Raw genomic sequence first — 12430 nt, forward strand, 5'->3', positions numbered from 1 at the left:
AAAAAAGTGAAGAATAATAAAACAACTTTCAGTAATTATCTGGTTTCGGGCGTCGCTGCCCTTGCCTTGACGGCCGGCCTTGCATCAGCTGCATCGGCTGCCGAAAACGGCAAATTCCGCGTCGGCATCGTCACCTTCCTGTCTGGCCCGGCTGCTGGTCCGTTTGGCGTTCCTTCTGCGAATGCCGCCAAAATTCTTGTCGAAGCGCTTAACAAGGGAGAAGTACCGGCACCTTATAACAAGCTTGGCATCAATGGGGCGGAAATCGAAGCAGTTATTATTGATGAGGCTGGTGGTGCAACCAAGCAGGTTGAAGAATACCGCAACCTTGTCCAGCGCCAGAAAGTTGATGCCGTGATCGGCTATGTGTCTTCGGGTGATTGCCTCGCAGTTGCTCCTGTAGCAGAAGAACTGAAAACCTTCACTATTGCGTATGATTGCGGCACTCCCCGCCTGTTTGCGGATAACCCCGATGCACAATATATGTTCCGTACCGGCCTTGATGCATCGGTCGACAATATCGGTGCCGTTCGCTATCTCAAAGCAACCCGTCCGGACGTAACCCGTCTGTCAGGTATTCAGCAGAACTATTCCTGGGGTCAGGACAGCTGGGCTGACTTTACCGCTGCAGCGGCAAAACTGCTGCCGGAATCAGAAATCGTCGAAGAACAGTTCCCAAAAATCTATCAGGGCCAGTATGGCGCAGAAATCTCTGCCCTGTCGGTCAAACGTCCGGAAATCGTCCACAGCTCCTTCTGGGGTGGCGACATGGAAGCCCTGGTTCTTCAGGCAAATGCCCGTGGCCTTCTTGAAGACGCCACCGGTTTGCTAACCTGCGGTGAAGCGAGCCTTGCCACCTATAAAGATCAGGCACCAAATGGCATGATCATTGGTGCGCGCGGTCCGTTCGGTGCATTTGCGCCGGACAACGCCCTGAACACCTGGTTCAAGGGTGCTTATAACGCCGCCTATGATCTTGATCCGGTTTACCCGGCAACCAAGATGGCACAAGCGATCCTCGGCCTGAAATTTGCCGCTGAAAATGCAGGCCTTGCCGACAAGGAAATCCCGACCGCAGATCAGCTTGCGACGGGCCTCAAGGGGGCAACCTTTGAATCCGTTTCGGGTACTGTCGAAATGGCGCGCGGCAATGGTCATCAGGCGATGCAGGGCATCACCTATGGCGAATACCACTATGAAGACGGCAAGGCGTCCATCGTCAATACCGTTTCATTCTCTGGCGAATGCGTAACTCCGCCAGAAGGTGTTTCTGCCGCAGACTGGATTGCCCAGGGCTTCCCGGGCGCTCAGTGTAACTAAACGCAATCTTCCTGCGATGCGGGCATCTCTTTTGCGGGATGCCCGCCCTTTTCCCTGCACACTGGATATTTGTGATGACAAGTCTTCTTGCCGTCCTGATTGATGGCTCGATCTATGCATCGTGGCTGTTTCTCGTGGCCGCTGGCCTGACCGTGATTTACGGGGTGATGCGCATCCTGAACATGGCGCACGGCAGCTTCTATGCCATTGGCGCCTATTCGGCAGCATCCCTTGTTGGCTGGTATTTCAACAACGGTATCGGCCCGGCCTGGATCAGTTATCTTTTGCTGGTTGGTGCGGCACTGGTTGCCGGACTGATTGTCGGCGTGATCATTGAACGCGGATTGCTGCGCCTGATGTACGGCCGCGACGAAATCCTGATGGTGATCATTACCTATGCGCTTTTGCTTATCCTTGAAGACACGATGAAAATCGTCTGGGGGGTCAATCCGTATTTCGCCTATCAGCCCTATTCCGAACTCGGCCGAACGTCTTTTGGACTGCTTAAGGTTTCGAATTACGACCTGTCACTGGTCGGGGTTTCGGCCGTCATTGGCCTTGTTTTGTGGGGGCTGCTCGAACGCACCAATACCGGCAAGGTATTGCGCGCGGTGATCCATGACCGCGAGATCGCGGTGGCGATGGGCGTTAATGTCCGCCTCATGTTCACCATCACCTTTGTCATCGGTACCATCCTTGGTGCACTTGCCGGTGCGCTGACCGCACCTGCCATCTCGGTTGTGCCGGGTATCGGGATTGAAGTCATCGTTCTGGCCTTTGCCGTGGTCGTGATTGGTGGACTTGGCAGCATCGGCGGTGCCGCGGTTGGCGCCCTTCTGGTTGGATTGAGCCGCGCCGCTGCCGTTCATTATGCCCCTGAATTCGAACTTTTCGTCATTTACGGCGTGATGTCGCTGGTTCTGGCGTTCCGCCCCGAAGGCCTGTTTGGCCGTACTTTGGCGAGGAAAATCTGACATGCGCTTCGATAAAACTGAAATCTCGCTTGCTGCAATTGCGATTGCCTGCGTGCTGTTCGGGTTTGTATCGCCCGGCTGGCTGATCTTCCTTTTGACCATCGCCTTTGCCAAAGCCCTCGTTGTGCAAGGCGTTGTCATGCAGATGCGCTCCGGCCTGGTATCGTTTGGCCAGGGCCTATTTTACTGCATTGGTGGATATACCGTCGGCATGGGTGGCCAGTTCTTTGGCATCCATGATGCAATTGCTGCCCTGGCCCTTGGCATGCTGGTGGCAATTGCGGTTGCCATGTTGCTGGGGCTGTTGCTGACCCGATATCGGGACATCTTCTTTGCGATGCTGTCGCTGGCCTTTTCGATGATCCTGTTCGGCATCCTTGTCAAAAGCCCTGAACTGGGCAGTACGGACGGATTTAACGTGCATAACTGGACCGTCTTTGGCTGGGCGCCAGAAGGCGGCGAAGGCAGTCAGCTTACTGTCTTCACCCTGACCGTTCTGGCAGGTCTGGTCATTGCCGTTCTGATCCACCGTTACACCAAGGCCGGGATCGGCGTGATCTGCGAAGCCGTTCGCGAAAACGAAGTCCGCGTAGAATATCTTGGTCTCTCGCCGCGCTGGCTACTGTACGGCAACTATGTCTGTGCCGCAGCAGTTTCCGCACTTGGCGGTGGATTGACTGCCCTGGCCACCGGGCATGTCGACCCTGAAATGGCCTATTGGACCACATCGGGCGAATTCATCTTTATCGCTCTTCTCGGCGGGTTGGGTCATGTCGCCGCTCCGTTCATTGCCGCCGTGGTTTTCTCGGTCGTGCGGACCTATGCAATCGAACTGGTTCCCCATACCTGGCAGATGATCCTCGGATTTACCCTTTTGGGTGTCATCGTCTTCCTGCCTAAAGGGCTCTGGAGCCTGGTATCACGGAAAAAGTCAGGAGAACGTGCATGACTGTCATTCTTGAAACCAGATCGCTAAACAAGGAATTTGGGGCGGTCATCGCCGCAAAGGATCTTGATGTCCGGATTTCCAAAGGTGAAATCGTTGGCGTCATCGGGTCCAACGGCGCGGGCAAAACAACCTTCATCAATATGGTGACCGGTTATCTTAAGCCGACCCGTGGTGAAATACAGTTTAACGGCAAGTCTATTCTTGGCCGTTCGCCACGTGCCATCACCCGTGCTGGCATGGCACGTTCATTTCAGGTTGCACAACTATTTCCTGAAATGACGGTAATCGACAATCTGATCGTTGCCCTTGCCGCTGCCGAAAGTCCACGCCCAAGCTTCCTGAGCCCGCTTCGCAGCGACAAACGCATCGCACGGGCCGAAGACATCCTGCGTGAATTCGGTGTCGAAAATTATCGTGATTCATTGGTGACGGCAGTTCCGCAAGGTGCACGCAAACTGGTGGATATCGCCATGGCCCTGATTGGCAATCCGCAGATGCTTTTGCTGGATGAACCGACCAGTGGCGTCAGCATGGACGAGAAAACCGCCCTGATGGACACCGTGATGAATGCCGTCCGCCAGCATGGTGTGACAGTGCTGTTTGTTGAACATGACATGGATGTGGTCGAACGTTACGTTTCGCGTGTTCTGGCCTTCTATAGCGGTGAAATCATCGCCGACGGCAACCCGTCGGCGGTTCTTGCCGAAGAACGCGTGCGTGATCTCGTGACCGGCCATCGTCCCACTCACAAAAAGGGGAATGGCGCATCATGACGCTTGAAATCAAGAACCTGAATGTTTCAATCGGCAACATTCCGATCCTGCGTGATGTTTCGCTGACCGTTCCGTCCGGGCAGATGTTTGGTCTGATCGGTCATAATGGTGCAGGCAAAACCACATTGATGCGTGCCATCATGGGATTGCTTGAGGCCGACGATGGTTCCATTACCTTTGATGGCAAGGATCTGCGCAAAACGGCTGATTTTGGTCGGGCAAAAGGCGGTATCAGTTACATGCCCGAAGACCGCCGCCTGATCCCGTCACTTACGGTTGAGGAAAATATTCTTCTGCCTGCATGGGCCAACGGCATTGCCGATGCCAGGGAACGTCTGGAATGGGTTTATGACCTGCTTCCGGAAATTGCGCAGTTCCGGGCGCGCCGCGCCTTACAGCTTTCGGGGGGACAGCAAAAGCTGGTCGCACTTGGCCGCGCCCTTATGCCGGGCCGGAAGTTGTTGCTGCTTGATGAACCGTTCGAAGGTGTTGCCCCGGTTCTGTCACGCCGCCTGTCCGAAGTCATTTCCAACCTTGGCAGCAGCGGTTTGTGCGTCCTGATTTCCGAGTCAGATGACACCCATTCCGCCGATCTGGTGACAGGGAGCTACCGCATCGAACGCGGCACAGTTTCCCCATCAGCAACCCAGTTCGCCTGAACCGGCCAACGCGAGGACCCCCATGTCAGATTTTACATTTGAAACCACGCCCCGCGTCATCTGCGAGTTTGATGGCGCACTTCAGTTGGGCAGCCTGTGTAACGAGTTCGGCGCAAAACGCGCCATCCTCATCACCGATCCGGGCCTGCAGAAAGCCGGATTGATTGATGCCCCCTATCAGGCCCTTATTGATGACGGGATCGATACTCTTCTGTGGACACGTGTTGAAGCCGACCCGCCTGAAAGCACCATCCTTGATGCCGTAAAGGGCGCGATGGATTTCGCGGCCGATATCATTATCGGCCTGGGTGGTGGATCATCGATGGATACCGCCAAGCTGGTGGCCTTGCTGTGTGGCAACCCGCAGCAACTTGACGCGATCTATGGGATCGGTCTGGCAAAAGGACCGAGACTACCGCTTATTCAGGTTCCAACCACCGCAGGCACCGGTTCTGAAGTCACACCCATTTCCATCGTTACCACTCCGACCCAGGAGAAAAAGGGCGTTGTATCGCCGCTTCTTTATCCGGATGTCGCATTGCTTGATGCCAAACTGACGATGGGTCTTCCTGCATCGATTACGGCAATGACCGGTATTGATGCGATGGTTCATGCAATAGAGGCCTATACAACCAAGCACAAGAAAAACGCGCTGTCTGATGGTTTGGCCATTCGCGCGATGCAGCTGATGACCGCCCATATTGATGATGCGGTATCGGCAACACCATCACGCGAAGCCCGCGAAGCCATGTTGCAAGGATCAATGATGGCCGGCATGGCATTCGCCAATGCCCCGGTCGCCGCAGTTCATGCGCTGGCCTATCCGCTGGGTGGGCATTTTCATGTGCCGCATGGTCACAGTAATGCGCTTGTCCTGATCGAGGTTCTTAAATTCAACCGCGATGCCGCCCACGCGCAATATGCGGAACTGGCCCGTGCTGTTCTGCCGGGTGAACGGTTTGCCGATGATAATGCCGCCTGTGATCGCTTTATCAGCTACATGACCGACATGGTCGAACGCATGCCGTTTACCCGACAGCTGCGCGATGTCGGCGTGACCGAGTCCGATCTCGACATGTTGGCGACGGATGCGATGAAGGTCGAACGTCTTTTGATCAATAATCCGCGCGAGATGACCTTTGAAGCCGCCCGCGACATTTATGCCACCGTGCTGTAACCGCAGGATAGCCCCATGACGATTGAACTCAATGATACCGGTCTTTGGCAAACCCTTGGTCATATCAATGGCAAATGGGTGTCGGCTGAAAATGGTATAACCTTTTCAGTGACAGATCCTGCAACCGGCGCACATCTTGCCGATGTTCCCGATATGGGGGCATCCGAAACCCGGCTGGCGATTGATGCCGCCAATGCCGCCCTTCCGGCATGGCGGACAAAGACTGCCAAGGAACGGGCAAACATCCTTCGCAAATGGTTTGACATGTGCATGGCCGCACAGGAAGACCTTGCCTTGCTAATGACTCGCGAACAGGGAAAACCCCTTGCCGAGGCCCGTGGCGAAGTGGCCTATGGCGCGTCATTCCTTGAATGGTTTGCCGAAGAAGGTAAACGCATTTATGGCGATGTCATTCCCTCGCACGGTGCGGATAAACGCATCATCACGGTCAAACAACCGATTGGCGTTGTTGCTGCGATCACGCCCTGGAATTTCCCGATGGCCATGATCACCCGCAAATGTGCCCCGGCACTTGCCGCGGGCTGTACGGTTGTCATCAAACCTGCCGAAGATACGCCTTTGACCGCCCTTGCCCTTGCCGAACTGGCCAAGCGTGCGGGTTTCCCCGATGGCGTGATCAATGTGGTGACCGCATCGCATGGGGCGGATATCGGCAATGAACTGACCGGAAACCCGATTGTGCGCAAACTGTCCTTTACCGGTTCAACCCAGGTCGGCAAACTTTTGATGCGGCAATGCGCCGACACCGTCAAAAAGGTCAGTCTGGAACTTGGTGGGAATGCGCCATTTATTGTCTTTGATGATGCCGATCTTGACGAGGCCGTTGCCGGTGCCATCGCATCGAAATACCGCAATGCCGGACAGACTTGCGTTTGTGCCAACCGCATTCTGGTGCAGGAAGGTGTCTATGACGCCTTCGCCGAAAAACTTGCCGCCGCCGTTGCCAGCCTGCGTGTCGGTCCCGGCACCGAGGAGGGTGTAACCCAGGGGCCGCTGATCAATACCAAGGCCATTGAGAAGGTCGAAACCCTTGTCAATGACGCGATCAGTTGTGGCGCAAAAGCAGTATTGGGTGGCGCACGCGCCAAACCGGGTAGCAATTTCTTCAGCCCGACCATCCTGACCGGTGTTACCGCCGACATGCGGATTTTCTCCGAGGAAATTTTTGGCCCGGTTGCCCCCCTGTTCAGGTTCCGCGACGAGGCAGACGCCATTCGTATGGCCAATGATACGCCCTTTGGACTGGCGGCCTATTTCTATGCCCGTGATATCGGTCGTATCTGGCGGGTTGGCGAAGCACTGGAATACGGCATTGTCGGCATCAATGAAGGGATCATTTCCACAGAATCAGCCCCGTTTGGCGGTGTGAAAGAATCCGGTATCGGCCGCGAAGGATCGAAATACGGCATCGATGATTTTGTCGAAATCAAATATATGTGTCTCGGCGGTCTTGCCGGGAAAGCCAACTGACCGGCAACAAGGAGCCCCACCATGAGTTTCATGTTTCGTAGTGTCCCGCGCATCGTATGCGAGGCGGGCGGCATTGCCAGAACCGGCACCCTGATGAAAGAACTTGGCGCAACCCGCGTCACTGTTGTTTGCGATCCGGGCATTGTCACACTTGGCTTTGCCGATCAGGTGCAAAAATCGTTGGAAGCGGCTGGTATTGCCGTTCAGATATTCTCCGATGTTAAAGCTGATCCCCCCCAGAATATCGTTCAGCAGGCCATTGATGGTGCCAAGGAGTGGCAGGCTGATGGTGTGGTTGGTCTTGGGGGTGGCAGTTCGCTTGATAGTGCCAAACTTGTCGCGCTGCTTGCCAATAGCGATCAGACAATCGAAGGCATTTACGGGATCGACAAGGCAACCGGCGACCGTTTGCCCCTGATCCAGATCCCGACAACCGCTGGCACCGGATCGGAAGTCACCTGGGTGTCGGTCATCACCGATAACAATAATCTGAAACAGGTTGTTTATACCCCGCAACTGATGCCCGATATCGCGCTTCTGGATGCTGAACTGACCTATGGGTTGCCACAGAAAGTCACCGCGGCAACCGGTCTTGATGCCATGGTTCATGCCATCGAAGGATACACCAGCCGCACACGCAAAAACCCGATTGCTGATGGCATGGCAATCACCGCGCTTTCTCTGCTCGGCAAGAACCTGATGAAGGTGATCGAGAACCCCGGCGACAAGGAAGCCCGATCTGCAATGCTTCAGGGCTCACTGATTGCCGGGATGGCCTTTGCCAATGCGTCAGTCGCAGCCGTCCATGGGCTGGCTTATCCGTTGGGCGCACGGTTCCATATTCCGCACGGACACGCCAATGCACTGGTAATGGCGCAAGTTTTGCGCTTCAACCTGCCCGCCGCAAGTAAACTCTATGCCGAACTTGCGCCCTGTCTGATCGAAGATGCCGATTTCTCATCCGATGAAGATGCCGCAGAGGCCTTTGTTCGCCGGATTGAGGCAATGGTCCTTGCCAGCGGCCTTGAAACACGATTGCATGAACTGGGGATCACCGAAGACTCTCTGCCTGAAATGGCCGAGGAGGTCTTTACCAAAATCCATCGCCTGATCGAGAGCAATCCGCGCGATATGACGACAAACGATATTGAAGCCATTTACCGCAGCGTTTTCTGATTTAGCCGCTTGTGAACTCCGATTTATACAGTGGCAAAGAACCGGCGGCCTGTTTGGTCGCTTGGCCGCCGGTTCTTAAAATCAATTGAGGCGATCCCGGATTACCGAATGGCAACCGGGTTGATGATCATCTGGACTGCGCCTTTTAACTTTGCCTGCCCCAGAACAAAAAGAAACTCGTGGGCGCGGTCTGCTGCCAGATCCTTGGTGACGATGTTTTCAAGGATATAAACGCCGTTTTCTGCCAGAAGCTTAACATGAACCGGGAAGAAGGCATTCGGGTCCTCGTGAGGAACCGCTTCGAGGCCCCATGTATCTCCGCCAACCGCGACCACACCCCGCCCAGCCAGCCATTCCGCTGCTTCCAGCCCGATACCGGGTTCGGTCTTGCCATAAAGCGCATTATCCTTACCCACCAGATCAAGCCAGCCGGTATGGATCAGAACAACGTCACCCTTGCGGATTTCAGTCCCAGCCGCCTTTTGGGCGGCCATGATATCATCCAGGGTAATGACATATCCACCTTCCAACCGGGCAGCTCCCTTTATCGCGGCAACGTTCAGCAGCACACCACGGGTTGCCATTGGCGGAACATTTTCAATACCCAGCTTGGTCAATCCGGTGGCAGCGACCATGTCTTCGGCGTGATTATTGTTATAGTAAGTGTGGTGATCGCCAAGATGACCAAGGCCATCAATCTGGGTTCCCACGCCGAGCCAGCCGGTAAACATGTCGTCATTATACGTTCCGGCATTACTGCCGATGGTCTTGTTCCCACTTTGCCCGGGCGAGAAAACCGTTACAGCCACACCACGCGGTGCGAATGCAGGCGTATCGCGCGAAATTTCCATACCCAATGAGTAGACTTTTCCCTCGGAAATCAGCTTGCTTGCCGCAAGGGTTACATCTGATGAAAGATAGTTTGCGGCTCCGATCTGATCATCCGGACCAAACCGCGAGATGAACCTGTCATCTGCCGATGCACTGTCGGCAGCTCCGATGAAACCCAATATTATTGATGCAGAAATCAGGATTTTTGCTTTTTGCATTTATTCCTCCCTAAGTTGATAAGCACTTAGAGAGTGGCAATTGTCGTGCCAACAAAAAGGTGACGCAAATCAGCATTTCCACCGAAAAAGGGAGCGGATATCGATCAACTCAAGACTTAGAATGATCGGTTAGCGCGCAACAGCCCGCAAACACGACACGGGATACCACGAGCATTTCTTGGAGATTGATTTTGAAAAAGCGATGGTGCCCCCGGGGAGAATCGAACTCCCACTCTCAAAGAGAAACAGATTTTGAGTCTGCCGCGTCTACCAATTCCGCCACAGGGGCAGGCACATATGGGTGCATTGCGCACCCGCCATCGTGGGGGCGGATAATAGCTGTAATTTTCGTCCGGTCAATGGGGCTTTGCGCAAAAATTACATCTTTGGCCACAGCGGACTTTTTCAGGAAAACGGCATTGCGAGACGGCCCCAAATGCGGTTACATCAGCCGTTCCTGAGCCATAGTGCCGTATTGTTTTTATCGTCTTAAATGCAAAGGGCGTTTCCGTGCTGCGCAGCCTTTATGACTGGACCCTTGGCCTGGCCGCCCATCGCCACGCTGCCATTGCACTTTTCATTATCGCCTTTGTGGAAAGTTCGGTTTTTCCAATCCCGCCGGACGTTCTTCTGATCCCGATGATCATTGCCGCGCCAACACGCGCATGGCGCTATGCGTTAATCTGCCTTGTCGGGTCTGTTCTTGGCGGCATTGCCGGTTATTGCATCGGCTACTTCCTTTTTGAAAGCATCGGCCAACCGGTATTGCAGCTTTATGGCTATAGCGCCAAGTTCGATGTATTCCGCGATTATTATAACGAATGGGGTGCCTGGGCTGTGTTCATCGCCGGGATAAGCCCGTTCCCCTACAAGGTCATTACCATCCTGTCGGGTGTGACAGCACTTGATCCGGCAATATTCATGGTCGCATCGGTTCTGGCGCGTGGTTTGCGCTTCTTCATTATTGCAGCCCTGATCTGGAAGTTTGGCCCGGTCATTCGCGACTTTATCGAAAGGCGGCTTGGCCTCGTTTTTACCATATTTGTCGTGGTTCTTGTCGGTGGATTTGCCGCCATCAAACTGATCCCGCACGGTTAACACCGAAAAACGATAACGGAACAACCCGATGATCAAATTGCTCCGCGCACATTATGCCCCAGCCCTGCCACCTGTTGCCATTTTCCTGATTTCTGCCGGAAGCCTCGGCTTTGCCTTCTATGCGCAGTATGTGCAGAAGCTTTTGCCCTGTGTGTTATGCCTTTATCAACGCGTGCCGTTTTATGTTGCCGGTGGCCTTGCCATTCTTGCCCTTTTGCTGCTGCGCATACCGGGTGCTTCGCGGGTTCTTGTTTATCTATGCGGTGTTGCCTTTGCCATTGGTACCGGGATTGCGATCTATCATGTCGGCGTTCAGGAACTCTGGTGGGAAGGTCCGGCCATGTGTGGCGGCCTTACCAGCGGTGCGGCATCGGTCGCCGACCTGAAAGCGCAACTGATGGCCCAGCCGATTGTCCGCTGTGACAAGATCGACTGGTCCCTGTTTGGCATCACTATGCCAACGGTCAATGTCTTCTTCTCGGCCGCGCTGACGATCCTTTGCCTGATCGCCCCATCACGGTGGATGAAACGCTAGAACGATCAAAGTCGAACCCGAAATCCGGCCTGCCAGACGCTTTGCTGGCAGGCTTTTTTTTGCGAAAAACACACCAGATTGCGGACACGAGATATTCTTTTTCCCTCCGTTAAATAATAATGCGAATTATTCTTGTTTGCATAAAATTCTTCTTATAATATCCGCAGCCTTAAGGAATACCGAACCAGATAGGTCTGCGCTGATCGAGCACGACCGAAGAGCAAATATACCCAGCGAGGATATAGGCAGGAATGCCAGACCAGACATTCCATCCCCATATGACAACCAAGATCGAAGGAATCACATTCCTGGAAGAACTTCGTTTCAGACGCTGGAACACAGGGATTACCGATCTATGGCATGTGCAATGTGCAGAAACCTCGGGTGGCAGTTATGTCTCGGAAGCGCCGCGACTGGTTGCCATTCTGGAATGCGCCGGGGATGCGCAATTTTGCATTCGCGCAAACAAAAACCATACTGGTGAAGGCCGCGGTGATCAGGGGTGCCTGTTCTATATTCCGGCCGGCATGCATGTCACCTCTGAGGTACAGGGCTCATGCCGCCTGCGCCATCTTGACATCCATCTTGATACACAACGGCTTGAACAATGTCTTGGCTACAAGGCAGATCCCAGCGTCCTCGAAATGCCGCGGATCGGCTTTTATGATCAGCGCATCAATGCGCTTGTGCGCATGATTGCCGACGACATCGCAACCGATAGCCCATCACCGGCGCTCTATGGTGAAGGACTTTTAACCGCACTGACCAGCGCCCTTCTGGCACCGATGCCAGAAACCGATACGACACGCAAACGCGGCAGGCTCGCCCCGTTCCAGCTACGCAGGACTGTCGATTATATTGAACAAAATTGCGGTCGCGTCATTCGGCTGGATGAATTAGCCGAACTTGCAGGACTGTCTCAATCTTATTTCTGCTCGGCTTTTCGCGAGAGCACAGGCATGCCGCCCCACCAGTGGCAGATGAAAGCCAGAATAGAACGCGCCAAAACCATGCTGCGTAAATGCGATACTCCTTTGGCATCCATCGCAACCCAAATCGGCTTTGCAGATCAGGCCCATCTCACACGGGTATTCCGCCGCATCACAGGCACCACACCCGGCGCATGGCGCCGCGAACAGGCTATCGTAAATTAAACCAAAAACCGTTCAATATAGCCAAATAGGGTTCAATATTTCCCCTTTCGCTGCGTGCTATCGGGACGTCACACG

General features: G+C 54.4%; 12 protein-coding genes and 1 tRNA gene. 11 read left to right on the top strand and 2 right to left on the bottom strand.

Translation table 11 applies throughout. The annotated features are described in order from the left end of the window. Positions 1 to 6 precede the first annotated feature (6 nt). From BC440_RS17790 to BC440_RS17825, 8 genes are all read left to right on the top strand, one after another. The gene (locus tag BC440_RS17790) at positions 7 to 1320 is read left to right on the top strand and encodes an ABC transporter substrate-binding protein (RefSeq protein ID WP_139192142.1); all 1314 of its coding nucleotides are present in this window, start codon (positions 7 to 9) and stop codon (positions 1318 to 1320) included. 74 nt (positions 1321 to 1394) lie between these two features. Beyond that, on the top strand, positions 1395 to 2294 hold the full coding sequence (locus tag BC440_RS17795; RefSeq protein WP_063095260.1) for a branched-chain amino acid ABC transporter permease: 900 nt from the start codon (positions 1395 to 1397) through the stop codon (positions 2292 to 2294). 1 nt (position 2295) lies between these two features. Further along, positions 2296 to 3243 (top strand): branched-chain amino acid ABC transporter permease, encoded by a 948-nt coding sequence (locus BC440_RS17800; protein WP_071240819.1) that lies wholly within the window; start codon positions 2296 to 2298, stop codon positions 3241 to 3243. After that, positions 3240 to 4016, top strand: coding sequence for an ABC transporter ATP-binding protein (locus BC440_RS17805; RefSeq protein ID WP_007089018.1), 777 nt, complete (start codon positions 3240 to 3242; stop codon positions 4014 to 4016). The genes BC440_RS17800 and BC440_RS17805 overlap by 4 nt, the downstream gene beginning before the upstream one ends. Next, complete coding sequence (locus tag BC440_RS17810; protein ID WP_007089019.1) at positions 4013 to 4675, top strand: ATP-binding cassette domain-containing protein; 663 nt, start codon at positions 4013 to 4015, stop codon at positions 4673 to 4675. Before BC440_RS17805 ends, BC440_RS17810 begins: the two co-directional genes overlap by 4 nt. A gap of 22 nt (positions 4676 to 4697) precedes the next feature. Next, positions 4698 to 5852, top strand: a complete 1155-nt coding sequence (locus BC440_RS17815) for an iron-containing alcohol dehydrogenase (RefSeq protein WP_071240820.1) — start codon at positions 4698 to 4700, stop codon at positions 5850 to 5852. Positions 5853 to 5867: 15 nt separating this feature from the next. Beyond that, a complete protein-coding gene (locus tag BC440_RS17820; protein ID WP_175484506.1) occupies positions 5868 to 7343 on the top strand; it encodes an NAD-dependent succinate-semialdehyde dehydrogenase in 1476 nt (491 codons plus the stop codon). Between the two features lie 21 nt (positions 7344 to 7364). Beyond that, entirely contained in the window at positions 7365 to 8519 is a 1155-nt protein-coding gene (locus BC440_RS17825; protein ID WP_071240821.1) for an iron-containing alcohol dehydrogenase, read from the top strand. A 101-nt stretch (positions 8520 to 8620) separates the two neighbouring features. Here the strand turns inward: BC440_RS17825 and BC440_RS17830 are convergent, their stop codons facing one another. Next, positions 8621 to 9568 (bottom strand): cyclase family protein, encoded by a 948-nt coding sequence (locus BC440_RS17830; protein WP_071240822.1) that lies wholly within the window; start codon positions 9566 to 9568, stop codon positions 8621 to 8623. Positions 9569 to 9771: 203 nt separating this feature from the next. Then, positions 9772 to 9857, bottom strand: a tRNA-Leu gene (locus tag BC440_RS17835). 221 nt (positions 9858 to 10078) lie between these two features. On the opposite strand from BC440_RS17835, the gene BC440_RS17840 reads away from it, so the two are divergent. The 3 genes from BC440_RS17840 (at position 10079) to BC440_RS17850 (ending at position 12355) form a co-directional block, all read left to right on the top strand. Further along, positions 10079 to 10666, top strand: coding sequence for a YqaA family protein (locus BC440_RS17840; RefSeq protein ID WP_071240823.1), 588 nt, complete (start codon positions 10079 to 10081; stop codon positions 10664 to 10666). A 28-nt stretch (positions 10667 to 10694) separates the two neighbouring features. Next, complete coding sequence (locus BC440_RS17845; protein WP_083379420.1) at positions 10695 to 11201, top strand: disulfide bond formation protein B; 507 nt, start codon at positions 10695 to 10697, stop codon at positions 11199 to 11201. A gap of 251 nt (positions 11202 to 11452) precedes the next feature. Beyond that, on the top strand, positions 11453 to 12355 hold the full coding sequence (locus BC440_RS17850) for an AraC family transcriptional regulator (protein ID WP_037990575.1): 903 nt from the start codon (positions 11453 to 11455) through the stop codon (positions 12353 to 12355). Positions 12356 to 12430 lie beyond the last annotated feature (75 nt).

The organism is Thalassospira sp. MIT1004 (assembly GCF_001858545.1).
In the GTDB taxonomy this organism is placed as follows: Bacteria; Pseudomonadota; Alphaproteobacteria; order Rhodospirillales; family Thalassospiraceae; genus Thalassospira; species Thalassospira xiamenensis.